Genomic DNA, 22,164 nt, shown 5'->3' with positions numbered 1-22,164 from the left:
ACTGGATCCTGCGCATAACCCGCGGGGATCTTGCGAGTATCGGGCACCCGGGCATCTCCCGTTCCCTGCCGCACCGGCCCGGGACGCGCGAGACGCGACACGGCAGCGATCCTGCCTGGATCCTGTCATGCTCTGGACGGCGTCGTGTAAACCATGGCGCCCTGGACGTGGCAATGACAAGCACAAGCCGTCATCGCGCCGGATCGGCCGTTGGCGACACGTACACTCAGGGTGAAACATGTCGAAACTCTCCCACGCACAGTGGTCATCGAAGATGGCCTTCATTCTGGCAGCCACCGGTTCGGCGGTGGGGCTGGGCAATATCTGGCGCTTCTCCTACATGGTGGGTGACAGCGGGGGCGCGGCCTTCGTGCTCATCTACCTGGCCTGCGTGGCCCTGGTGGGCCTGCCGATCCTGGTGGCGGAGTGGCTGATCGGCCGCCGCGGCCAGGAAAACCCGATCAACTCCATGGTCGACCTGGCCCGCAGGAATGGCCGACTGCCGGCCTGGGCGCTGGTCGGGGCCAGCGGGGTGCTGGCCGCCTTCCTGATCCTCTCCTTCTACAGCGTGATCGGCGGCTGGTCGCTCTCCTATACCCTCGGTTCGGTGACCGGTGCCTTTACCGGCCAGGATGCCGATGGCGTCGGCGAGATCTTCACCGGCCTGCTGGGCAACCCCGCGGCCCTGACCCTGTGGCATACCGCCTTCATGGCGCTGGTGATCTGGATCGTGGCGCGAGGCGTCACCAAGGGCCTGGAGGGCGCCGTGCGCACCCTGATGCCGGCACTGGTGCTGCTGATGCTGGTGCTGGTGGGCTACGGCATGACCACCGGCCATTTCGGCGAGGCGCTGGCCTTCATGTTCAGCCCCGACTGGGGCGCGGTCACCGGCGAGGTGGTGCTGGCCGCCATGGGCCAGGCCTTCTTCACCCTGTCGCTGGGCATGGGCATCATGATGGCCTACGGCTCCTACCTGGGCGAGGACGTCAACCTGATCGGCACGGCCCGGACGGTGATCATCCTGGACACCGCCATTGCCCTGCTGGCGGGCCTGGCCATCTTCCCCATCGTCTTCGCCAACGGCCTGAGCCCGGGCGAGGGGCCCGGGCTGATCTTCGTCACCCTGCCGCTCGCCTTCGGCAACATGACCGGTGGCATGATCCTCGGCCTGATGTTCTTCCTGCTGCTGACCTTCGCCGCCCTGACCTCGGCGATCTCGCTGCTGGAGCCGGTGGTGGAGCTGATGGAGGAGCGCACCCCGCTCTCCCGCGTGGCGGCCACCCTGGTGGGCGGCGTGGCGGTCTGGGCGCTGGGTATCGCGGCGCTGATGTCGTTCAACGTCTGGAGCGAGCTGTCGATTGCGGGCCTGAACATCTTCGACTTCCTGGACACCCTGACCAGCAAGTTCCTGCTGCCGCTGACCGGCCTGGGGGCCATCCTGTTCGTGGCCTGGCGGCTGGACCGCGACAGCGTGGCGGCCGAGCTGAACCTCTCCGGCGGGCAGGCGACGCTGTGGCACGTTGTGTCCCGCTTCGTGGCCCCGGTCGGGGTGGTCCTGGTCTTCGTCTCGAGCCTCTGAGCCGCTAGCGCCGGACGCGCTGGCGAAGCGAACCCTCGACGAGCCCCGCCCCGGCGGGGCTCGTCGCGTGATGTGGCGTCAGTGCATCTCGTCTTCCGCCAGCTCCTCGTCGGGGAGCGGGGCGATGTCCCGGCTCAGGCGCTTGAATTCGTTATGCAGTTCGATGCCGCGCCGGGCGCGCAGGTTGCGCTGGGCGGCGGTGCGTGAACGCTGCTCGTGTTCGACGACTTCCATGCTCATGAAGATGTCGAGAAGCTCACTCTTGAGGGAGGATAACCGTTCGACATTGCGCATGATCGACTCTCCTAAAAGATTCGCGACACTGCATGTCTTACTATACCCCACTTGACAGAATGATGACGGCGCATGCTGCGAGCGCACAACGCTGTGCCAACGCTCGCCGCCTCCGCGGCTGCTCGGCCGTACTCAGGCGCCGAAGTGCGCATCGGTCGCCGGCTTGGGGCATACTGTGGGCATGAGCCCGCCAATCGTTCCGCCGTTCCGCCCTCGTCGCGGGGCAGCCAGTCCGCAAGGAGTCCCGCTTGAGCCGCGCCCTGTTCGATGAGATGAGACGTCGCATGGAGCACTTCCGCCGCTCCGAACAGAAGGTGGCGCGCTTCGTGCTGCGCCAGCCCGAGGAAGTGATCCATATGCGCATCGTCGACCTGGCCACCGAGGCCAAGGTCAGCGAGCCCACCGTGGTGCGCTTCTGCCGCGCCCTGGGATGCAACGGCTTCCAGGACTTCAAGCTCCAGCTGGCGCAGATGCTGGCCTCGGGCAGCCAGTTCGCCCAGTTCTCGATGAACGACAGCGACTCGGTGGCGGAATTCTCCCAGAGCATCTTCGATTCCACCGTGGGCACCCTGCTCTCGGTGCGCGACCGGCTCGACAACGAGGCGCTGAGCCAGGCCATCAATGCCCTGGCCATGGCCAACCGGGTGGAGTTCTACGGCTTCGGTGCCTCCGGTGCCGTGGCCTTCGATGCCCAGCACAAGTTCTTCCGCCTGCAGATCTCCACCGCGGCCTACGCCGACCCGCACATGCAGAACATGTCGGCGGTGACCCTGAAGGAGGGCGACGTCGTCGTGGCCATCTCCCAGACCGGCCGCACCCGGGCGCTGGTGGCCAGCGTGCGCCTGGCCCGCGAGGCCGGCGCAACGGTGATCGGCCTCTGCCCCAGCGGCTCGCCGCTGGCCGAGGAGGTCACGCTACCGCTCTACATCGATGTCCACGAGGACACCGAGATCTATACCCCGATGAGCTCGCGCATCGCCCACCTGGTGCTCATCGACGTGCTGGCGGTGGGCGTGGCCAAGACCCGCGGCCCGAAACTCGCCGAGCAGCTCCGCGAAGTGAAGAAGAGCCTCAACCCGTTGCGCTTCCCGGAGCAGGAGGGCAAGCCCTAGGCCTTCGGCCAGCACCGAGTTACAAGCCTCAAGCGGTAAGCGAGCACCTGATATATCGAGTGTTCTCATGGTGACGGTATAGCGAGGGGCGCCGGGGACAGGTCGAAGGGGAAGTCCTATGCCAGGGATGGCATCGGTAGCGCCCAGGGAGGGGTTCACAGCGCCTTCCCGAAGACCTGTCGCCGGATCAGCCACGAGTGGTGCCACTGCTCGTGGCTGATCCGGTTCTCCAGGGCCCATTATGCTAAGCTATCGGCCCATTTTCCGAGCAGCGATGCCTTCCCCATGGACGACGTCACGGCGATTCTCGATCACATGAACCCGGCCCAGCGCGAGGCCGTCAGTGCGCCCCAGGGCAACATGCTGGTGCTGGCCGGGGCCGGGTCCGGGAAGACCCGGGTGCTGGTGCATCGCATCGCCTGGCTGATGCAGGCCGAGGGGCTCTCGCCCTACGCCGTGCTCGCCGTGACCTTCACCAACAAGGCGGCCCGCGAGATGCGCACCCGCCTGGAGGCATTGCTGGGCATCTCCTTGCGCAATGTCTGGGTGGGCACCTTCCACTCCATCGCCCACCGCCTGCTGCGCACCCACTGGCAGGATGCCCGGCTGCCCCAGCACTTCCAGATCATCGACAGCGACGACCAGCTGCGGCTGGTCAAGCGGCTGCTCAAGGACCACCGCATCGACGACGAGCGCTTCCCGCCGCGCCAGGTGCAGTCGTTCATCTCCGGCTGCAAGGAGGAGGGGCTGCGCCCCCACCAGGTCGATGCCCATGGCGATGCCTACCTGGCCCAGATGGTCGAGCTCTACGAGCGCTACCAGCTGACCTGCGAGCACGGCGGCCTGGTGGACTTCGGCGAGCTCCTGCTGCGCAGCCTGGAGCTGCTGCGCGACAACCCGGCGCTGCTGGCCCACTACCAGGCGCGCTTCGGCCATGTGCTGGTGGACGAGTTCCAGGACACCAATACCCTGCAGTACGCCTGGCTCAAGCTGCTCACCGGCATGACGACCCCGATGACCGTGGTGGGCGATGACGACCAGTCGATCTACGGCTGGCGCGGGGCGCGCATCGAGAACATCCGGCGCTTCGAGCAGGAGTTCCCCGGCACGAAGACGGTGCGACTGGAGCAGAACTACCGCTCCACCAGCGCCATCCTCGAGGCCGCCAATGCCCTGATCCGCCACAACAGCGAACGCATGGGCAAGGAGCTGTGGACCGAGGGCGCCAGGGGCGAGCCGATCTCCGTCTACGCGGGCTTCAACGACCTGGACGAGGCGCGCTTCATCGTCGACACCATCCGCGAGAAGGTCGAGGAGGGCTTCAATCGGCGCGAGATCGCCATCCTCTACCGCTCCAACGCCCAGTCCCGGGTGCTGGAGGAGACCCTGATCCGCCAGGGCGTGCCCTACCGCATCTACGGTGGCCAGCGCTTCTACGAGCGCCTGGAGATCAAGAACGCCCTGGCCTACCTGCGCCTGCTGCTCAACCGCGATGACGACGCCTCCCTGGAGCGGGTGATCAACGTCCCGGCCCGGGGCATCGGCACCCGTACCGTGGAGGTGCTGCGCCATCGCGCCCGGCAGAGCGAGGTCTCGCTGTGGCAGGCGCTGCACGACAGCCTGCTGGATGCCTCGCTCAAGGGGCGGGCCGCCACGGCGGTGCGTGCCTTCGCCGACCTGATCGAGCGTCTCGACAACGACACCGCCGGCCTGGCACTCCACGAGATCATCGATCACGTGATCGAGCGCAGTGGCCTTATCGAGCACCATCGCAGCGAGAAGGGCGAGAAGGGGCAGGCCCGGGTCGAGAACCTGGAGGAGCTTGTCACCGCCGCCAAGGCCTTCACCCAGGGCGAGACCTTCGAGCCCCCCGAGGCCGGCGAGGGGGCCGCGGCCCTGGAGGCCTTCCTCTCCGAGGCCGCGCTGAACGCCGGCGACCACGAGGCCGACGAGTTCGAGGACTGCGTGCAGCTGATGACCCTGCACTCGGCCAAGGGCCTGGAGTTCCCGGTGGTGTTCATCGCCGGGGTCGAGGAGGGCCTGTTTCCGCACAAGATGTCCATGGAGGAGCCAGGCCGCCTGGAGGAGGAGCGGCGGCTCTGCTACGTGGGCCTGACCCGTGCCATGCGCAAGCTCTACCTGACCCACGCCGAGCTGCGTCGCCTGCACGGCAAGGAGACCTTCCAGCGCGCTTCGCGCTTCCTCCGCGAGTTGCCCGAGGAGTACCTCGAGGAGGTGCGGCTGCGCGGCCAGATCTCCCGCCCCGTGACCGCTCGTCCGGCCGTGGGGCTCTCGCGGCAGGCCTCGGTCAATGGGGGCGGCGAGCTGCCGTCACTCTCGCTGGGCCAGCGGGTCAGCCATCCGGTGTTCGGCGAGGGGGTGATCCTCAATGCCGAGGGGGAGGGCGAGCGTGCCCGGGTCCAGGTCAGCTTCGAGGGCGAGGGCGACAAGTGGCTGGTGCTGGGGTTCGCCAAGCTGACGCCCCTCTGATTTTCGTTGACGTTGACGTCAGGTGCAGGCACTTGCCGGGCAATTCGGCCTTGACGCATACTCGTGAGCGGACACGCCTTAGCCCGCATCCACTGCGGGAACAATAATCCTCCTGGAGTCACGCTCGCATGCAACGTCGCCTCTTTCTCAAGACCATCGGCGCCGGCGCCGCCGCCGGTGCCGCCGCACCCTTCATCTCCACGGCCAGCGCCCAGGAGACCATCACCTGGGACATGGTGACCTCCTGGCCCAAGAACTTCCCGGCATTGGGCACCGGCGCCAACGATTTCGCCGCGCGCATCGAGCGCCTCTCCGGTGGCCGCATGAAGATCCGCGTGCACGGCGCGGGCGAGCTGGTACCGGCCATGGAGGTGTTCGACGCCGTGGGCGAGGGCACCGCCCAGATGGGCCACTCCGCCTCCTATTACTGGCGCGGCAAGACCCTGGCCTCCCAGTTCTTCACCGCCGTGCCCTTCGGCATGAACACCACCGAGACCAACGCCTGGCTCTACCATGGCGGCGGTCTTGAACTCTGGGACGAGGTGTACGCCAAGCACAACCTCAAGCCCTTCCCGGTGGGCAATACCGGCACCCAGATGGCCGGCTGGTTCAAGAAGGAGATCCGGTCGCTTGCGGACATGCAGGGGCTCAAGCTGCGCCTGCCGGGGCTGGCCGGCGAGGCCATGAACGGCATCGGCGTGACCACCGTGAACACCCCGGGCTCCGAGATCTTCACCTCCCTGCAGACCGGCGTGCTGGATGCCGCCGACTGGGTCGGTCCCTACAACGACCTGGCCTTCGGCCTGCACCAGGTGGCCAAGTACTACTACACCTCGGCCTGGAACGAGCCCAGCGCCATCCTCGAGGGCACGGTCAACCTGGAGGCGTGGAACGCCCTGCCCGACGACCTCAAGGCGGTGGTCAGCGAGGCGGCCATGGCCTCCAACCTGGCGATGATCAGCGAGTTCGCGGTGCGCAACGCCGAGGCGCTCGATACCCTGGTCAGCGAGCATGGCGTGGAGCTGCGCACCTTCCCGGAGGAGGTACTGGAAGCGCTCTACGCCTCCTCCCAGGAGGTGCTCCAGAAGCAGGTGGAGGCCGACGAGGAGTCGCGCAAGGTCTACGACTCCTACACCGCCTTCCAGCAGAAGGTGCGCCGCTTCACCGACGTGGGCGAGTTCGCCTACCTGAAGACCCGGGAGAAGGTCGGCGCCTGAGGGCCGGCCTCGCCTGCCTTCCCGCCATGGGCGCCCCTGCGGGCGCCGATTCTCGCTACGGGGAGGGCGACGGGAGGGGCGGTGGGATCAGTCGCCCTGCCGGGCGGCCCGGATCCGGCCGTTGTCGTCCAGGGCGACCATCACGAAGCGGGCCTCGGTGACCTTGTGCAGCTCGTCGGGGTCGCGTTCATGGGGGGCGCGGATCCACACCTCCACGTCGATCTTGATCGAGCTGTGGCCGATCTCGCTGACCCGGGTGAAGATGTTGACCATCGAGCCCACCCGCACCGGGCAGAGGAAGTCCATGGCCTCGATGGCCACCGTGGCCGTGCGGCCCCGGGCCTCGCGGCCGGCGGCCACCTCGGCGGCCTGGTCCATCCGGGCGACCAGCCAGCCGCCGGGGATGTCGCCGTGCAGGTTGGTATCCTGGCGACTGGCCAGTTGCTTGAGGGTCAGCCGACCCTGGGGGGCGGGAATATCGTCGATGTCTGTCATGGAAGCCTGAGCGACTCGGGTTGTTGTTGTGGGGCGTTCATCAGCTTGCCATGGTATACGGCGAGGCCCTCGGTTCACCACCATTGCGACAGGATGCCCCGTTGCCGGCCCGGTTCACCCCTTCATCGAGGAAGCTGAGATGTCTGCCGTGCTGCGTCGTTGCCTCGCCCCCTGGCTGCTGCTGGTCATGCTCGGTGCGCCCCAGGCCCAGGCCCAGCAGGTCGCCGGGACCCTGGGTGCGGTGGGCTCCGATACCATGGCGGGGCTGATGCTGCGCTGGGGCGAGGCGCTGACCCGCCAGCATCCCGGCATCCGGCTGCAGCTGCAGGCCAGCGGGTCGGCCAGCGCGCCGCCGGCCCTGGTGGCCGGCACCACCCGGCTGGGGCCCATGTCCCGCCCCATGAATGAGGCCGAACGTCGGGCCTTCATCGGGCGCCATGGCTACCCGCCGCGGGAAGTGGCGGTGGCGCGGGACGCCCTGGTGGTTGTGGTCCATCGCCACAACCCCCTCGAGAGCCTGGGGGAGCGCGAGCTGGATGCCATCTTTTCCGACTCACGGCGCTGCGGGGCGCGCGAGGGGATCCACCGCTGGCGACAGTTGGGGCTCGACGAGCCCGAGGGGCGCATCCGCCTGCATGGCCGCAATGCGGCGTCCGGCACCCAGGAGCTGTTCCGGCGTGTCGCGCTGTGCGGCGGCCACTTCCGCCCCGAGGTCAACGAGCACCCGGGATCCGCCGCGGTGGTGGCGGCGGTGGCGGAGGACCCGCAGGCCATCGGCTATGCCGGGCTCAACCATCTCACGCCGGGGGTGAAGGCCCTGGCACGCCGCGATGCCGAGGGGGCGCGCCACTTCCCCGACCCCGAGGCGGTGCGGCGCGGCGACTATGCGCTCTCCCGCGACCTCTACCTCTATCTCAACCTGCCCCCCGGCGAGTCGCTGCCGGCCGCCGAGCGGGCCTTCCTCGACCTGGTGCTGTCACCGGCCGGGCAGGCGATCGTCGAGGAACTGGGCTTCGTGGCCTTGCCCGAGACGAGGCGGCTTCGCCAGCGACGCGGGCTGGCGCTGGACGAGGCGGGCCGCTGATGCTGTCATCTCCCTGTCATCACACTGTCGTACGATTCCGCTAGCCCCCGTTTCGCGCAGGCCCGGTCATGCCCGACTCCCTTCCCCCGTCTCCCGTTCGACGCCGCCTGCGTCAGGGGCGCGATCGCCTGGCCACCGTGCTGGTCACCGCGGGCGGCATCGGCGTGATCGCCGCGCTGCTGGCCATCGGGGTCTTCCTGGTGGTCGAGGTGGTGCCGCTGTTCTGGCCAACCGGCACGACAGAGACGCTCAGCCAGCAGGCCCTCTTGCTGCCCCTGGAGGGAGCGGATGACCCGGCCCGCTATCGCTGGGATCCCACCGCCACCCTAGGGACGGACGAGGCGGCCCGGGTCAGCCTGGTGCCCCTGGCGTGGGGCACCCTGGAGGCGGCGGCCTGGGCCCTGCTGATCGCCGTGCCCCTGGCCCTGGGCGCGGCCGCCCACTCGGCACTCTTCATGGCACCGCGCCTGCGCAGCCGCCTCAAGCCGACGCTGGAACTCATGGAGGCGTTGCCCGGCGTGGTGATCGGCTTCGTCGCCGGCCTGGTGCTTGCCCCCTGGGTCGAGCGCCACCTGGCGGAGGTGCTGGCCATGCTGGTGCTGCTGGTGCCCGGACTGCTGCTCGCCGGAGGCCTCTGGTCGTGCCTGCCCCCGCGCCTGCAGCAGGCGATGCCGCTGGGCTGGGCGGGCCTGTGGCTGCTGCCCTGGCTGCTGCTGCTGCTGGCCGCCGCCCACGCGCTCTCGCCCTGGCTCGAGGCCTGGGCGTTCGGCGGTGACCTGCGCCACTGGCTGGAGGTGCGCCTGGGGCTCGACATCGCCGTGCGTAACGCCATGATCGTCGGCATGGCCATGGGGTTTGCGGTGATGCCCAGCGTCTACGCGCTGGCCGAGGACGCCCTCTCGGGGGTGCCGCGCAGCCTCGCGGAGGGCGCCCAGGCGCTGGGCGCGACCCGCTGGCAGACCCTGTGGCGGGTGGTGTTGCCGGCGGCATCCCCCGGGATCTTCTCGGCGGTGATGATCGGCGCCGGGCGGGCCGTGGGCGAGACCATGATCGTGCTGATGGCCAGCGGCAATGCGGCCCTGATGACCTGGAATCCCCTGGACGGGCTGCGCTCCCTGGCGGCCACCATCGCCATCGAGCTGCCGGAGGCGGGCCCCGGGGGCCAGCACTATCGGCTGCTGCTGCTGGCGGCCCTGCTGCTGTTCGTCTTCACCTTCCTGGTCAATACCCTGGCCGAGCTGGTGCGCACCCGCCTGCGGCGGCGCTACCGGCGCCTGGGAGGCGGGGCGTGAGGCCGGTGTCCGGCTCGCGGGCGCGCCTGCCCCGGGGCGAGGGCCCCGGCGCCTGGCTGGCGGCGGGCAGCGTGGCGCTCTCGCTGCTGGCGCTGCTGGCGCTGCTGGCCCTGCTGGCGGTCCGCGGCCTGGGGCACTTCTGGCCCGCCCCCGTCGCCCTGGTGGTGCTCGAGGACGGCCGACAGCTCGCCGGCGAGCGGGTACGGGAGGTCCCGCTGCCGGAGGGGACGGGGCGTGAACGGCTCTACCGGACCGGCAACCGTGACCTGGATGGCGCCCGCTGGGCGTGGGTGCCGGTGTCGGCCATCGCCGCGGTCAGCCATCCGCGCGACCTGGTGGTGCTGGAGCGCCGCCGCTGGGGAGAGGCGATAGGCCGGCTCACGGCGCTGGAAAATGCGACGGGAGAGCGCCTCGAGGGAGAGGCCGCCTGGACGGCCCTCGAGGCGCGGCAGGCCGAGCTGGCAGCGCTGCGCCGGGCCCGCGATACCCTGCGTGACGAGGTCATCCTGCCGCGTGTCCGCGCCCTCGAGGCGGGGGGCGACGTGGACCGCGAGCTGGCCATCGCCAATGCCCGGCTGCGCGAGCTGCAGGCGGCCATGGAAGGCGGCCGCCTGATCCTCGCGACCGCCGACGGCGGGCAGCTGACGGTGCCGCTGGAAGAGGTACTGCGGGCGCGGCGTCCCAACGCCATGTCGCCGCCCGACAAGCTGGCCGCCTGGGGCGAGGGCGTCTGGCGCTTCCTCTCGGAGGGCCCACGGGCGGCCAATACCGCCGGCGGTGTCTGGCCGGCGATCTTCGGCACCGTGCTCATGGTGATGCTGATGTCGGTCCTGGTGACGCCCTTCGGGGTGCTGGCGGCCATCTACCTCAACGAGGTGGCCCATCAGGGACGGCTGACGCGGCTGGTGCGGATCGCCGTGCGCAACCTCGCCGGGGTGCCCTCCATCGTCTACGGCGTCTTCGGCCTGGGGGTGTTCGTCTACGGCATCGGCGGCACCCTGGACGAGTGGTTCTTCGAGGCGACCCTGCCCTCGCCGACCTTCGGCACCGGCGGGCTGCTGTGGGCCTCGCTGACCCTGGCCCTGTTGACCCTGCCGGTGGTGATCGTGGCCACCGAGGAGGGGCTGGCGCGGATCCCCGACCAGCAGCGCGAGGGCGCCCTGGCGCTGGGGGCCACCCGGCTGGAGATGCTCACCCGGGTGGTGCTGCCCATGGCCACGCCGGCCATGCTCACCGGGGTGATCCTGGCCGTGGCCCGCGCCGCCGGCGAGGTGGCGCCGTTGATGCTGGTGGGCGTGGCCAAGCTGGCGCCCCAGGTGCCGGTGGACGGCGACTTTCCCTTCCTGCATCTTGACAGGAAGTTCATGCACCTCGGCTACCACATCTTCGATGCGGCCTTCCACGGCGGGGATGTCCAGGCGGCGATGCCGCTGGTCTATGCCACGGCGCTGCTGCTGGTGCTGGTGATCCTGGTGCTTAACCTGACTGCAATATTTCTGCGTCATCATCTCAGCACGCGTCACGGGGCGCTCACCCGTCGATGAGCCCAGTACCGTCTCGCCACCCGGGAGCCTCGATGCCATTCGCCCAGGACCTGCGCCCGTCGCCCGACCCGGCGGCGGTCATCGACTTTTCCCCCGAGGCCAGCAGCCTGGCCATCCGGGGGCTGAGCCTCGCCTACGGGGACAAGCCGGCGCTGCGGGATCTCACCCTGACAATCCCCCGGCACCGCGTAACGGCCTTTATCGGCCCCTCCGGCTGCGGCAAGTCGACCCTGCTGCGGGTGCTCAATCGCCTCCACGACCTCAACGACGAGGTGGTGCGCACCGGCGAGGTGCACCTCGAGGGCGAGGAGATCCATGGGCCCGGGGTGGCGGTGGCGGAACTGCGTCGGCGGGTGGGGATGGTCTTCCAGGCGCCGAACCCCTTCCCCATGTCGATCCACGACAACGTGGCCTTCGGCCTGCGCCTGCAGGGGGGGCTGAGCAAGCGCAAGCGCGATGACATCATCGAGTGGGCGCTGCGTTCGGCGGCGCTGTGGGACGAGGTGAAGGACCGGTTGCGCGCCTCGGCCTGGTCGCTCTCCGGGGGCCAGCAGCAGCGCCTGGTGATCGCCCGCACCCTGGCGGTGGGGCCCGAGGTGCTGCTGCTCGACGAGCCGGCCTCGGCGCTCGACCCCATCTCCACGCTGAAGATCGAGGAGCTGATCCGCAACCTGAAGTCTCACCTGACCCTGGTGCTGGTCACCCACAACATGCAGCAGGCGGCCCGGGTCTCCGACTACACCGCCTTCCTTCAGGACGGCGAACTGGTGGAATATGGTCCCACCGACACCTTGTTCACCAACCCGCGCCTGCGGCGTACCGAGAACTACATCACCGGGCGCATGGCCTGACGGCCGGCCCCAAGGAGAGGTCCCATGGACATTACCAGCGATATCCACAGCCAGCATATCTCCCGGCAGTTCAACCAGGAGCTCGAGGAGCTCAAGACCCACCTGATGGCGATGGGGGGGCTGGTCGAGAAGCAGGTCCAGGATGCCGTGGCGGCCCTGCTCGAGAGCGACTCCGAACTGGGCCAGCGCGTGGTCGACAACGACCGCGCGGTCAACGACATGCAGATCAAGATCGATGAGGAGAGCACCCAGGTGCTGGCCCGGCGCCAGCCCACCGCCTCCGACCTGCGCCTGGTCCTGGCGGTGATCCGTGCCGCTTCCGACCTGGAGCGGATCGGCGACGAGGCGAGCAAGATCGCCCGCAACGCCATCGAGCTGATCGACGCCAACAACGGCAATCGCGGCTTCGTCGAGGTGCGGGTGATCAGCGAGCACGTGCGGCGCATGGTGCGTGACGCCCTGACCTCCTTCGCCCGCCTCGACACCGAGCTGGCGCTCAAGCTGGTGCATGAGGACGAGGAGGTGGACAACGAGTACCGCAGCGCCATGCGCTCGCTGATGACCTTCATGATGGAGGACGCCCGCTCGATCTCCCCCATCCTCAGCCTGATGTGGATCCTGCGCGCCCTGGAGCGCATCGGCGACCATGCCAACAACCTGGCCGAGTACGTGGTCTACCTGGTCAAGGGGCTCGATATCCGCCACACCGACCCGGACGACCTCGACGAGCAGGCGATCACTCGCAAGGGTTGACCGCGAACGCCGCTTGGCCGTCAATATCGCAGGCCGCCGCCCCTAGGTAAGGGGCGCCGGGGACAGCTCGAAGAGGAGGTCCTACGCCAGGGATGGCGTCGGTAGCGCCCAGGGAAGGGTTTACAGCGCCTCCTCGCAGAGCTGTCGCCGGATCAGCCCCGAACGATGCCTTTTACTGCGATAGCAAGAGACGTTGAGATGCTCGATGCCCTGACGGCGCTGACCCGCGGGACCCGCCTGGTCTACACCCGCGGCCTGCGGCGCTACGTGTTCCTGCCGATAGTCGTCAACCTGCTGGTCTACATGGCCATGCTCTGGTACGTGCTGGGCCACTTCGGCGGCTGGCTGGAGGGCTGGATGGCCATGGTCCCCGGCTGGCTGGAGTGGCTCTCCTGGCTGATCTGGCCGCTCTTCGTGGTCAGCCTGGTGCTGATCGTCTTCTTTACCTTCACCCTGGTGACCCACCTGATCGCCGCGCCCTTCTACGGCTTCCTGGCCGCCCGGGTGGAAGTGGAGGCGACCGGGCGGCCGCCGCTGGACGACCGCGGGCTGGCGAAGACGGCGGTGGATGCCCTGGGACGCGAGCTGGTCAAGCTGGGCTACATCCTGCCGCGCATGGCCCTGCTCTTCGTGCTCAGCTGGATCCCGGTGCTCAACCTGGTGGCGCCGCTGCTGTGGGCGGCCTTCTCGGCCTGGATCATGGCGATCACCTACCTCGACTACCCCATGGACAACAACAAGGTCGGCTTCGCCGACATGCGTCGCCGGCTGAAGGCGCGCTGGTGGCCCACCCTCACCTACGGCGGCTGGGTGACCCTGATCACCTGGATCCCCCTGGCCAACCTCTTCCTGCTGCCCGGGGCCGTGGCCGCCGCGGTGCTGATGTGGGAGCGCCACTACCGCGGGATCGAGGCCGGCGCGGCGCCTGGCGGGCCGCCTCAGGCGCGCTGAGCCCTCTCCGTCGTGTCGCGCAGGCGTTCGGCGGGGAACAGGCAGCGGAAGGTGGCGCCGCGGCCGGGGCGGGAGGCGATCTCCAGGCGGGCGCCGTGGCGCAGCAGCACGTGCTTGACGATGGCCAGTCCCAGACCGGTGCCGCCGGTGGCGGTGCTGCGGCCCTTGTCGACCCGATAGAAGCGCTCGGTGAGGCGCGGGATATGCACCGGGTCGATGCCCTCGCCGTCGTCCTCCACCTCCAGGCAGGCGCCCTCGGCACAGGGGCGCCAGCGCAGTACGATATGGCAGCCGTCGCCTGAATAGCGCACGGCATTGAAGGCGAGGTTGGAGAGCGCACTGCGGATCTCCTGCTCGCTGCCGACCAGGGCGCGGGACTCCTCGACCTCCACCGCGATCGACTGGCGGCCGGCTGAGAGCGCCGCGGCGTCGCTGTGCACGGCCTCGAGCAGCTCGCCCATCGCCAGCGGGACGTCATCGCGCCCGCCCTGGTCGATCTCCAGCCGTGACAGCAGCAGCAGGTCGTTGACCAGGTTCTGCATGCGGTCGGTCTGGGCCTTCATCTGCGACAGGCCGCGGCCCAGTCGCGGCGGCAGCTGGCCGGCCATGTCGCCGTAGGTCTCCAGGTAGCCGGCCAGCACGGTCAGCGGGGTCCTCAGCTCATGGGAGACGTTGGCCACGAAGTCCCGGCGCATCTGCTCCAGGCGGTGCAGCCGGGTGATGTCCCGGGCCATCACCAGCCGCTCGTCGTCGCCGTAGAGGGTGATCTGGAACTGCAGGATCAGCCGCTCGTCGATGGGCGAGGGCAGCGTCAGCGGCTCGCGATAGTCGCGGCCATGGAAGTAGTCGACGAAGCGCGGGTCGCGCAGCAGGTTGGTGATGTGCTGGCCGCGGTCGAGCTGGGGCTTGAGGCCGAGCATGCGTTCGGCGGCGCTGTTCCACCACTCCAGGTCGCCGTGGCGGTCGAGCATCACCACGCTGTCGCGCATCGCCTCGGAGGACTCCTGGATGCGCTGCAGCGTGGCCCGCAGCCGCTGGTGGGTAAGGCGCTGGCTCTTCTGGTAGCGGTAGAGGCGGTCGAACAGCTCGCCCCACAGGCCGCTGGCGGCGGGGGGCTCCTCCTGGGGGCGCAGGGTGAGCCACTGATAGAGGGCGTGCAGCTGGCGCAGGTGGAAGGCGAGGCAGGTCAGCAGGCCGACGGCGATGCCGGCCACCATGGCGGAGAAGGGCCAGCCGACCAGGGCCCCGACGGCGACCAGGGTCGCCAGGCGCCAGAACTCGCGTCGCCAGAGCCGCCCCACGTCAGCCCTTGGCGGAGAACCGGTAGCCGGTGCCACGCACGGTCTGGATCAGCTGGTGATGGGGCTCGCCCAGCGCCTTGCGCAGGCGGCGGATATGCACGTCCACGGTCCGCTCCTCGACATAGACATTGCCGCCCCACACCTGGTCGAGCAGCTGCCCGCGGGTGTAGGCGCGCTCCTGGTGGGTCATGAAGAACTGCAGCAGGCGGTACTCGGTGGGCCCCATCTCCAGCGAGCGGCCATCGACGCTGACCCGGTGGCTGACCGGGTCGAGCAGCAGCCCGGCGACCTCCACCGGGTCCTCGATGCCCCGCGGCGTGGCACGGCGCAGCACCGCCTTGAGGCGCGCCACCAGCTCGCGCGGCGAGAAGGGCTTGGTGATGTAGTCGTCGGCGCCGGCCTCGAGTCCCTGGATCTTGTTGTCCTCCTCGCCCTTGGCGGTGAGCATGATGATCGGCAGCTCGGCGGTGGCCTCCTCGCGCTTCAGGCGACGCGCCAGCTCGATGCCGCTGGTCCCGGGCATCATCCAGTCGAGCAGCACCAGGTCGGGCTGGTGGTCGACCACCATGGCGTGGGCCTCCTGGGCATTGTCCGCCTCGAGGACGCGATAGTCGGCCATCTCCAGCGCCACCGCGATCATCTCGCGGATCGGCGCCTCATCATCGACGATCAGTACGGTCTTGGCGGTCATCCCGGAGCCTCGTGGTCAATGACAGATCGATGACGATGACAGCACGTCATGATGACAATAGCGTGACAGCCCCGGCCTGTCGCCTGCTCAGCCGCCGTTCACCGCGGGCCACAGGGAGAGCGCGATGCCGGCGAAGACCAGCAGGCCCGACCAGTGGTTGTTGAGAAAGGCCTGGAAGCAGCGGTCCCGGTCCCGCTCGCGGATCAGGAACTGCTGGTGCACGAAGGTCGCCGCCATGGCGGCCAGCCCCAGCCAGAAGAAGCCCCCCAGCGCCAGCAGCCCGCCGGCCCAGGCCAGCAGCCCCAGGGTGAGGCCCTGCAGCAGGCCGATCATCAGCCGGTCGGCGCGGCCGAACAGCACGGCGGTGGACTTGATGCCGATCTTCAGGTCGTCGTCGCGGTCGACCATGGCGTACTCGGTGTCGTAGGCCACCGTCCAGGCCACGTTGGCGGCGAACAGCAGCCAGGCGACCGGCGGCAATGTGCCCAGCACGGCACCGAAGGCCATGGGGATCGCCCAGGAGAAGGCCGCGCCCAGGAAGGCCTGGGGCAGGTGGGTGTAGCGCTTCATGAAGGGGTAGATGAAGGCCAGGATCACCCCCACCACCGAGAGCATCACTGTGAAGAGGTTGGTGAACCAGACCAGCACGAAGGCGGCCATCACCAGCATCAGGAACAGCCCCTGGGCCTCGCCCTCGCTGATCCGGCCGGTGGCCAGGGGGCGGTTCCTGGTGCGCTTGACGTGGCCATCGAAGTGGCGGTCGGCGTAGTCGTTGACCACGCAGCCGGCGGCGCGCATCAGGTAGACCCCGGCCACGAAGATCAGCAGCACCTTGCGGCCGGGAATGCCCTCGGCGGCGATCCACAGGGCCCACAGGGTGGGCCACATCAGCAGCCAGGTGCCGATGGGGCGGTCGAGGCGTGTCAGGTGCAGGAAGTCGGGCACCCGGGCCAGGCCCCTGGGGTGCATCAGGGATCGGTCCATCTCGTCCTCGTGATATCCAGTTTGGCTGCATGCGAGCCTAGCGCGAAGGCAGCCCGAGGTCATCCGCCATGCGCGCGAGGAAGAATTCCTGGACCAGCAGGGCGAAGCGCCGGTGGCGGAACAGCGAGCGGCGCGCCCAGGGGCCCGAGTCAGCGTGGAAGGGGGCCGGGTCGGCACTGACCTCGAGGGGGCCGCGCTCCAGGTCCGGCTGGCGGAACAGCCAGCTGCCGAGCGAGCGCTCGCCCAGGCGGTCGAGCCGCTGGCCGTGCAGCCCGGAGAGCGGCACCACCGAACGGGCCACCACCCAGGGGCGCTCGTCCAGGCACAGTGCCACTTCGCGCAGCCAGGCATGGCGGGCCAGGGGGAGGCCCAGGGCCAGCGCCTCGTCGCGACGCGGCCGGCCGAGGCGCTGGTCCAGTAGCCGGACCCGGAAGGGCCGCTGGCCGCCGGCGCTGACCAGCCGGGCGGTGAGCGAGTCGCGGGAGGCCACCCACTGCCACCAGGCAGCGCTCATGGCAGGGCGCGCCACCGCCAGGGGGCGCCAGCGGGGATCGCTTCCCGGGCCGTTGTTCACCGTCTCTCTCCGCGTCGATTCAGGGGGCGGCTAGTGTACCATGGCGAATTTGAACTCTTATGGTGGCCGGCCGTCATCACCAGCGCTATCGCAGTTATGTTCAGGAGAGGCGCCGGGGACAGGTCGTAGAGGGGGTCCTACGCCAGGGATGGTGTCGGTAGCGCCCAGGGAGGGGTTCACAGCACCCCCTCGTAGACCTGTCACCGGAATAGCCTCGAGCGCTTCGCATCTGCAATAGCCCTGCCGCCATCATCCTGATCTCCACGGCCCCTGCAGGAAGGATTGCCATGGCTGCACCCCTGACCATCATCGGTTCCGGCATGGCGGGCCTGGGCCTGTTGCGCCAGCTGCGCGCGCAGGACCCGGCGCGACCGATGACGCTGATCACCGCCGACAGCGGCGATGACTATTCCAAGCCGCTGCTCTCCACCGGGTTCGCCAAGCGCCTGCCGCCGCAGCGCCTGGCGGCCCGCACGGCCCTGGAGGTCGCCGACGAGCTCGGCGCCGTGGTGCGCACCCATACCCGGGTGGAGGCCATCGACCCGGTGGCGCGCACCCTGACCATCGGCAGCGAGACCCTGCCCTGGAGCGAGCTGGTGCTGGCCACCGGCGCCGCGCCGGTGCGCCCCTTCGGGGTGCCCGACGCCGTGGCCGACCGGGTCTTCAGCGTCAATGACCTGGACGACTATCGCGCCTTCCACGCGGCCCTGGAGGCGCTGGGCAGGCCGGCACGCGTGGCGATCATCGGCGTTGGGCTGGTGGGCTGCGAGTTCGCCAACGACCTGGCCGCCGGCGGCCACGCCGTGGAGCTGGTCGCCCCGGAGCCGGCCCCCCTGCCGCGCCTGGTGCCGGAGCCTCTGGGGCGCGCCCTGGGCGAGGCCTTCCGCGAGGCCGGCATGGTGCTGCACAGCCGGCGCCAGCTGGTGGCCCTGGGGGCCGACGGCGCCTCCGTCGGCCTGGAGCTGGACGATGGCGCCTCGCTCTCGGCCGACCTGGTGCTGGTGGCCACGGGGCTGCGGCCGCGTACTGCCCTGGCCGAGTCGGCCGGGCTCGAGGTCAGCGAGGCGGGCATCCACACCGACCGACACCTGGTTACCTCGGCGCCCGGCATCCATGCCCTGGGCGATGCGGCCTGCGTCGATGGCGTCAATGCCATGTACGTGCAGCCGCTGCTGGCCAGCGCCAGGGCCCTGGCCCATACCCTGACCGGCACGCCCACCGCGGTGACCTATGGGCCCTGGCCGGTGCTGGTCAAGACCCCCCTGCTGCCGGTAGTAGCCCTTCCGCCGGCCCGCCCCCCGTCACGCTGGCGCCTCGAGGGCGAGGGGGGGGACCTGACGGCCCTGGCCGAGGATGAGGACGGACGTTTGATCGGATTTGCGTTGACAGGACGCTGCGTCCGTCGGAAAGTCGAACTGGCGCGGGTCGCGCCGCCGTTGCTAGGCTAGTCTCGTCAACGACGGGGCCTGCCGCGGACAGCGAGCCGGCAAGGCAGCGGCGTTGAGGACCGGTATCATCCGCATGTCGTTTCCCGAGATCTCCCCGTCTGCGGCACGAGGCCCCGGGATCGAGTGAGCCGGCATGCGCGTGATGCACTGACAGATCATCTGCCATAACAACACCGCCGGTGGTGATCGCCGGCAACATGATGCCAATACCAGGAGGGCTGTATGCGCAAGCCAGAACTCGCCGCGGCGATTGCCGAGCGTGCCGATCTTTCCAAGGACAAGGCGAGCCAGGTGCTCAACGTGATCCTCGACGAGATCACCGGTAGCGTTTCCCAGGGTCAGGACGTCACCCTGATCGGCTTCGGTACCTTCAGCGTGCGCGAGCGCGCCGCGCGCACCGGCAAGAACCCCCAGACCGGCCAGCCGCTGACCATTCCGGCCAGCAAGACCGTCGCCTTCAAGCCGGGCAAGGGGCTCAAGGACGCCGTGGCGAAGTAAGGCATTGCGGCCCGTTCCGTGCGGGTCGCTCACTCGACATTCCCGGTGGCGGAGCCGATATGAAGCTGCGACTGATGCTGTGGCTGCTCGGGCTGATGCTCAAGCGAGCCCTGCGCCGCAAGGCGCGGTTCCGCGAACTGCTTGGCGAGATGCGCGGCCTCGACTGGGGCATCGCCACCGAGGACCTCACCATCGCCCGCCACTACCGCATGTCGCCCCGCGGCATCCGCGCGGGCCGAGGCCTGCCGGTGGACCTCGACCTGGAGCTGCGCTTCGAAGACGAGGCCACGGCCATCAGGGTCCTCAGGAAGCCGACCCAGCAGGCCTTCCTCGACGGCATGATGGCCGGCAGCGTACGCCTGGTCGGCGACTCCGGCGACCTGCAGAAGCTGCAGCGGCTGCTCAAGCACTTATAGGGCCTTCGGCCAGCTTCAAGCCACAAGGAGCAAGCTCCAAGGAAACCCCCTTGTCATCGGCAGGTCGGGTTGTACCCTGATGGCTTGCAGCTTGCAGCTTGCAGCTTGCAGCTTGCAGCTTGCAGCTTGCAGCTTGCAGCTGTCACACCTGCCCGTAGCGCCCCGCTTCCTCTCCCAGCCAGCGCCGGATCAGCGGACGGCTGGCCTCGGGATGCGCAGCGAGCAGCGCCTCGGCCAGGGGAGCCACGCGGTCCAGCAGGTCGGCGTCGCGCTCCAGGTCGGCGACTTTCATCTGCGCGAGCCCCGTCTGGCGGGTCCCCAGCACCTCGCCGGGGCCACGGATCTCGAGGTCCTTCTCGGCGATGCGAAAGCCGTCGGTGGTCTCGCGCATCACCGCCAGGCGCTCCCGGGAGTGGGCCGACAGCGGCGGGTGATAGAGCAGCACGCAGAAGCTCTCGACGGCGCCGCGACCCACCCGCCCGCGCAGCTGGTGGAGCTGGGAGAGGCCCAGGCGCTCCGGGTTCTCGATGATCATCAGGCTGGCATTGGGCACGTCGACTCCCACCTCGATCACCGTGGTGGCCACCAGCAGGTCCAGCTCACCGACCTTGAAGGCCTCCATCACCGCGGCCTTCTCGCTGGCCTTCATGCGCCCGTGGACCAGGCCGATGGTGAGTTCCGGCAGGGTCTCGACGAGCTCGTCGCGGGTCGCCTCGGCGGCCTGGCACTGCAGCGCCTCGGACTCCTCGATCAGGGTGCAGACCCAGTAGGCCTGGCGCCCCTCGGCGCAGGCGTGGCGGATGCGCGCCATCACCTCGGGACGCCGCTCGTCGGGCATCACCACCGTCTTTACCGGGGTCCGGCCCGGGGGCAGCTCGTCGATCACCGAGACATCCAGGTCGGCATAGGCGCTCATCGCCAGGGTGCGCGGGATCGGGGTGGCGGTCATCACCAGCTGGTGGGGGGTCAGGCCGCCGGCCTCGCCCTTCTCGCGCAGCGCCAGGCGCTGGTGAACGCCGAAGCGGTGCTGCTCATCGATGATGGCGAGCCCCAGGCGCTGGAAGTGCACGTCGCCCTGGAAGAGCGCGTGGGTCCCCACCACCATGCGCGCCCGGCCATCCTGGATGGCCGCCTTGGTGTCCAGGCGCGCCTTGCCCTTGAGCTTGCCGGAGAGCCAGGCGACCTCGATGCCCAGCGGCTCGAACCAGGCGCTGAAGGTGCGGTAGTGCTGCTCGGCCAGTATCTCGGTGGGGGCCATCATCGCCGCCTGGCAGTCGGCGGCGATGGCCGAGAGCGCCGCCATGGCGGCGACCACCGTCTTGCCCGAGCCCACGTCGCCCTGCACCAGACGCAGCATCGGCACCTGGCGCGCCAGGTCGGCGGCGATCTCGTCGAGCACCCGGCGCTGGGCGCCGGTCAGCGCGAAGGGCAGTTGGGTCAGGAAGCGGGCCTGCAGGCTGCGGCCACCGGGCAGCGCCGGGGCCCCGTCCTCCTGGATGCGCTGGCGCACCTCCTGCAGGCTAAGCCGATGGGCGAGCAGCTCCTCCAGGGCCAGGCGGCGCCGCGCCGGGTGGCGGCCGGCCGCCAGCTGCTCCGCGTCGGCCTCCGGCGGCGGGCGGTGCAGGGTGTCCAGGCAGTGGTGAAGCTCGGGCAGGCCGAAGCGCTCGCGCAGGGGCGCGGGGATGCCGTCGGGGAGGGCGTCCGGGGCGGCATCCAGGCGGGCCAGGGCCTGGTCGATCAGCGCCCGCAGGCGGGTCTGGTGGAGGCCCTCGGTGGCCGGGTAGATGGGCGTCAGGTGGTCCTCCACCGGGGCCTCCCCGCCGGCCAGCAGGCGGTACTCCGGGTGGTAGAGTTCGAGCCCCGTGGCGCCGGCTCGGGCCTCGCCGAAGGCGCGTACTCTCGCCCCGGGCTGGAACTGCTGCTGCTGTGCCGGGGAGAAGTGGAAGAAGCGCAGGCTGAGGATCCCGGAGCCGTCGCGCAGGCGCACCAGCAGGCTGCGCCGCCGGCCGCGCACCACCTCGCCGGCCACCACCTCGCCCTCCACCACGGCCTCGTGGCCCGCGCGCAGGGTGGCGATGGGGGTGATGCGGGTGCGGTCCTGGTAGCGCAGCGGCAGGTGGAACAGCAGGTCGCTGACGCGCTCGATGCCCAATCGGGCCAGCTTGAGGGAGAGCGCCTCGCCGACGCCCTTGAGCTCCGTGACGGGCGCGTCCAGGGTCGTCGCGTCGGCGCTCATGCCGGCTCGAGCTCTGCCTGGCGGCAGTGCGCGATGGCCTCGGTGACGGCATCGATGGCCCGGGGCCGCGGGAAGCTGGCGCGCCAGGCGATGGCCACGGTCCGCGAGGGCGCCGGGGCGGTGAAGGGGCGACTGATCAGCATGCCGCTCTCGTAGTGGCCGGTGCCGATGGCCGAGTGGGGCAGCACGGTGATGCCGAGCTTGGAGGCCACCATGTGGCGGATGGTCTCCAGCGAGCCGCCCTCGGCGGTGAGGGTGTTGGAGGGGCTCGCGAGCTGGTGGCTGATCGCCGGGCAGGCCTCGAGGATCTGGTCCCGGAAGCAGTGGCCCTCGCCTAGCAGCAGCAGGCGCTCC

21 protein-coding genes are annotated in these 22,164 nt (G+C 69.7%); 13 read left to right on the top strand and 8 right to left on the bottom strand.

What is annotated here, in order from left to right:
• Window positions 1-238 precede the first annotated feature (238 nt).
• Window positions 239-1,579, top strand: coding sequence for a sodium-dependent transporter (locus tag SCI24_RS01705; protein ID WP_318723656.1), 1,341 nt, complete (start codon window positions 239-241; stop codon window positions 1,577-1,579).
• A 78-nt stretch (window positions 1,580-1,657) separates the two neighbouring features.
• Here the strand turns inward: SCI24_RS01705 and SCI24_RS01700 are convergent, their stop codons facing one another.
• The gene (locus SCI24_RS01700; RefSeq protein ID WP_106231186.1) at window positions 1,658-1,873 is read right to left on the bottom strand and encodes a PA3496 family putative envelope integrity protein; all 216 of its coding nucleotides are present in this window, start codon (window positions 1,871-1,873) and stop codon (window positions 1,658-1,660) included.
• 248 nt (window positions 1,874-2,121) lie between these two features.
• Between SCI24_RS01700 and hexR the strand changes: the two genes are divergently transcribed.
• The 3 genes from hexR to SCI24_RS01685 all read left to right on the top strand — a co-directional run bounded on the left by hexR (window position 2,122) and on the right by SCI24_RS01685 (window position 6,692).
• A complete protein-coding gene (hexR, locus tag SCI24_RS01695) occupies window positions 2,122-2,985 on the top strand; it encodes a transcriptional regulator HexR (protein WP_133637165.1) in 864 nt (287 codons plus the stop codon).
• A gap of 285 nt (window positions 2,986-3,270) precedes the next feature.
• On the top strand, window positions 3,271-5,475 hold the full coding sequence (gene uvrD, locus SCI24_RS01690) for a DNA helicase II (protein ID WP_318723655.1): 2,205 nt from the start codon (window positions 3,271-3,273) through the stop codon (window positions 5,473-5,475).
• 128 nt (window positions 5,476-5,603) lie between these two features.
• Entirely contained in the window at window positions 5,604-6,692 is a 1,089-nt protein-coding gene (locus SCI24_RS01685) for a TRAP transporter substrate-binding protein (protein ID WP_318723654.1), read from the top strand.
• An 87-nt stretch (window positions 6,693-6,779) separates the two neighbouring features.
• On the opposite strand, the gene SCI24_RS01680 is transcribed toward SCI24_RS01685, so the two are convergent.
• Complete coding sequence (locus SCI24_RS01680; RefSeq protein ID WP_106229642.1) at window positions 6,780-7,187, bottom strand: acyl-CoA thioesterase; 408 nt, start codon at window positions 7,185-7,187, stop codon at window positions 6,780-6,782.
• A gap of 139 nt (window positions 7,188-7,326) precedes the next feature.
• Here SCI24_RS01680 and SCI24_RS01675 point away from each other — a divergent pair, with 139 nt between their 5' ends.
• The 6 genes from SCI24_RS01675 (at window position 7,327) to cysZ (ending at window position 13,662) form a co-directional block, all read left to right on the top strand.
• On the top strand, window positions 7,327-8,271 hold the full coding sequence (locus tag SCI24_RS01675; protein WP_318723653.1) for a phosphate ABC transporter substrate-binding protein: 945 nt from the start codon (window positions 7,327-7,329) through the stop codon (window positions 8,269-8,271).
• A gap of 68 nt (window positions 8,272-8,339) precedes the next feature.
• Window positions 8,340-9,563 carry an ABC transporter permease subunit gene (locus SCI24_RS01670; protein WP_318723652.1) on the top strand — a complete coding sequence of 408 codons (1,224 nt, stop codon included), beginning with the start codon at window positions 8,340-8,342 and terminating at the stop codon, window positions 9,561-9,563.
• The gene (gene pstA / locus SCI24_RS01665) at window positions 9,560-11,107 is read left to right on the top strand and encodes a phosphate ABC transporter permease PstA (RefSeq protein ID WP_318723651.1); all 1,548 of its coding nucleotides are present in this window, start codon (window positions 9,560-9,562) and stop codon (window positions 11,105-11,107) included. The genes SCI24_RS01670 and pstA overlap by 4 nt, the downstream gene beginning before the upstream one ends.
• 32 nt (window positions 11,108-11,139) lie before the next feature.
• Window positions 11,140-11,958 (top strand): phosphate ABC transporter ATP-binding protein PstB, encoded by an 819-nt coding sequence (pstB, locus tag SCI24_RS01660; RefSeq protein WP_318723650.1) that lies wholly within the window; start codon window positions 11,140-11,142, stop codon window positions 11,956-11,958.
• A 24-nt stretch (window positions 11,959-11,982) separates the two neighbouring features.
• Entirely contained in the window at window positions 11,983-12,711 is a 729-nt protein-coding gene (gene phoU, locus SCI24_RS01655) for a phosphate signaling complex protein PhoU (protein ID WP_250062413.1), read from the top strand.
• 198 nt (window positions 12,712-12,909) lie between these two features.
• Window positions 12,910-13,662 carry a sulfate transporter CysZ gene (cysZ, locus tag SCI24_RS01650; protein WP_318723649.1) on the top strand — a complete coding sequence of 251 codons (753 nt, stop codon included), beginning with the start codon at window positions 12,910-12,912 and terminating at the stop codon, window positions 13,660-13,662.
• Here the strand turns inward: cysZ and phoR are convergent.
• The 4 genes from phoR to SCI24_RS01630 all read right to left on the bottom strand — a co-directional run bounded on the left by phoR (window position 13,650) and on the right by SCI24_RS01630 (window position 17,152).
• Window positions 13,650-14,963: a phosphate regulon sensor histidine kinase PhoR gene (gene phoR, locus SCI24_RS01645; protein ID WP_318723648.1), complete on the bottom strand. Its 1,314-nt coding sequence runs from the start codon at window positions 14,961-14,963 to the stop codon at window positions 13,650-13,652. The two genes, cysZ and phoR, sit on opposite strands and share 13 nt — an antisense overlap.
• A 1-nt stretch (window position 14,964) precedes the next feature.
• The gene (phoB, locus tag SCI24_RS01640; protein WP_318723645.1) at window positions 14,965-15,654 is read right to left on the bottom strand and encodes a phosphate regulon transcriptional regulator PhoB; all 690 of its coding nucleotides are present in this window, start codon (window positions 15,652-15,654) and stop codon (window positions 14,965-14,967) included.
• Between the two features lie 87 nt (window positions 15,655-15,741).
• Window positions 15,742-16,638, bottom strand: coding sequence for a 4-hydroxybenzoate octaprenyltransferase (gene ubiA, locus SCI24_RS01635; RefSeq protein ID WP_318723644.1), 897 nt, complete (start codon window positions 16,636-16,638; stop codon window positions 15,742-15,744).
• Between the two features lie 37 nt (window positions 16,639-16,675).
• Window positions 16,676-17,152, bottom strand: a complete 477-nt coding sequence (locus SCI24_RS01630) for a chorismate--pyruvate lyase family protein (RefSeq protein ID WP_318723728.1) — start codon at window positions 17,150-17,152, stop codon at window positions 16,676-16,678.
• A gap of 347 nt (window positions 17,153-17,499) precedes the next feature.
• On the opposite strand from SCI24_RS01630, the gene SCI24_RS01625 reads away from it, so the two are divergent.
• The 3 genes from SCI24_RS01625 to SCI24_RS01615 all read left to right on the top strand — a co-directional run bounded on the left by SCI24_RS01625 (window position 17,500) and on the right by SCI24_RS01615 (window position 19,574).
• The gene (locus SCI24_RS01625) at window positions 17,500-18,660 is read left to right on the top strand and encodes an NAD(P)/FAD-dependent oxidoreductase (protein ID WP_318723643.1); all 1,161 of its coding nucleotides are present in this window, start codon (window positions 17,500-17,502) and stop codon (window positions 18,658-18,660) included.
• Window positions 18,661-18,882: 222 nt separating this feature from the next.
• The gene (locus SCI24_RS01620) at window positions 18,883-19,158 is read left to right on the top strand and encodes an HU family DNA-binding protein (RefSeq protein WP_040183570.1); all 276 of its coding nucleotides are present in this window, start codon (window positions 18,883-18,885) and stop codon (window positions 19,156-19,158) included.
• Window positions 19,159-19,217: 59 nt separating this feature from the next.
• Entirely contained in the window at window positions 19,218-19,574 is a 357-nt protein-coding gene (locus SCI24_RS01615; RefSeq protein WP_318723642.1) for a hypothetical protein, read from the top strand.
• A gap of 142 nt (window positions 19,575-19,716) precedes the next feature.
• Here the strand turns inward: SCI24_RS01615 and recG are convergent, their stop codons facing one another.
• Together recG and SCI24_RS01605 are read right to left on the bottom strand one after the other, a co-directional pair.
• Complete coding sequence (recG, locus tag SCI24_RS01610) at window positions 19,717-21,810, bottom strand: ATP-dependent DNA helicase RecG (protein WP_318723641.1); 2,094 nt, start codon at window positions 21,808-21,810, stop codon at window positions 19,717-19,719.
• Window positions 21,807-22,164, bottom strand: a 358-nt coding sequence (locus SCI24_RS01605) for a LysR substrate-binding domain-containing protein (RefSeq protein WP_318723640.1), incomplete at its 5' end; no start/stop codon positions are given. The genes SCI24_RS01605 and recG, both read right to left, overlap by 4 nt.

It is taken from the genome of Halomonas sp. (assembly GCF_033549285.1).
In the GTDB taxonomy this organism is placed as follows: domain Bacteria; phylum Pseudomonadota; class Gammaproteobacteria; order Pseudomonadales; family Halomonadaceae; genus Halomonas.
The sequence above is the reverse complement of the archived record's forward strand: the minus strand, read 5'-3'. Positions and strand labels throughout refer to the sequence as shown.

Excerpts from the sequence above, each read along its gene's own strand:
- SCI24_RS01615 (WP_318723642.1), top strand. The coding sequence starts at position 19,218 with ATGAAGCTGCGACTGATGCTGTGGCTGCTCGGGCTGATGCTCAAGCGA.
- ubiA (WP_318723644.1), bottom strand. The coding sequence starts at position 16,638 with ATGGACCGATCCCTGATGCACCCCAGGGGCCTGGCCCGGGTGCCCGAC.
- SCI24_RS01675 (WP_318723653.1), top strand. The coding sequence starts at position 7,327 with ATGTCTGCCGTGCTGCGTCGTTGCCTCGCCCCCTGGCTGCTGCTGGTC.
- SCI24_RS01630 (WP_318723728.1), bottom strand. The coding sequence starts at position 17,152 with ATGAGCGCTGCCTGGTGGCAGTGGGTGGCCTCCCGCGACTCGCTCACC.
- SCI24_RS01670 (WP_318723652.1), top strand. The coding sequence starts at position 8,340 with ATGCCCGACTCCCTTCCCCCGTCTCCCGTTCGACGCCGCCTGCGTCAG.
- SCI24_RS01705 (WP_318723656.1), top strand. The coding sequence starts at position 239 with ATGTCGAAACTCTCCCACGCACAGTGGTCATCGAAGATGGCCTTCATT.
- SCI24_RS01625 (WP_318723643.1), top strand. The coding sequence starts at position 17,500 with ATGGCTGCACCCCTGACCATCATCGGTTCCGGCATGGCGGGCCTGGGC.
- SCI24_RS01620 (WP_040183570.1), top strand. The coding sequence starts at position 18,883 with ATGCGCAAGCCAGAACTCGCCGCGGCGATTGCCGAGCGTGCCGATCTT.
- cysZ (WP_318723649.1), top strand. The coding sequence starts at position 12,910 with ATGCTCGATGCCCTGACGGCGCTGACCCGCGGGACCCGCCTGGTCTAC.
- phoU (WP_250062413.1), top strand. The coding sequence starts at position 11,983 with ATGGACATTACCAGCGATATCCACAGCCAGCATATCTCCCGGCAGTTC.
- uvrD (WP_318723655.1), top strand. The coding sequence starts at position 3,271 with ATGGACGACGTCACGGCGATTCTCGATCACATGAACCCGGCCCAGCGC.
- SCI24_RS01680 (WP_106229642.1), bottom strand. The coding sequence starts at position 7,187 with ATGACAGACATCGACGATATTCCCGCCCCCCAGGGTCGGCTGACCCTC.
- SCI24_RS01700 (WP_106231186.1), bottom strand. The coding sequence starts at position 1,873 with ATGCGCAATGTCGAACGGTTATCCTCCCTCAAGAGTGAGCTTCTCGAC.
- SCI24_RS01685 (WP_318723654.1), top strand. The coding sequence starts at position 5,604 with ATGCAACGTCGCCTCTTTCTCAAGACCATCGGCGCCGGCGCCGCCGCC.
- phoB (WP_318723645.1), bottom strand. The coding sequence starts at position 15,654 with ATGACCGCCAAGACCGTACTGATCGTCGATGATGAGGCGCCGATCCGC.
- recG (WP_318723641.1), bottom strand. The coding sequence starts at position 21,810 with ATGAGCGCCGACGCGACGACCCTGGACGCGCCCGTCACGGAGCTCAAG.
- pstB (WP_318723650.1), top strand. The coding sequence starts at position 11,140 with ATGCCATTCGCCCAGGACCTGCGCCCGTCGCCCGACCCGGCGGCGGTC.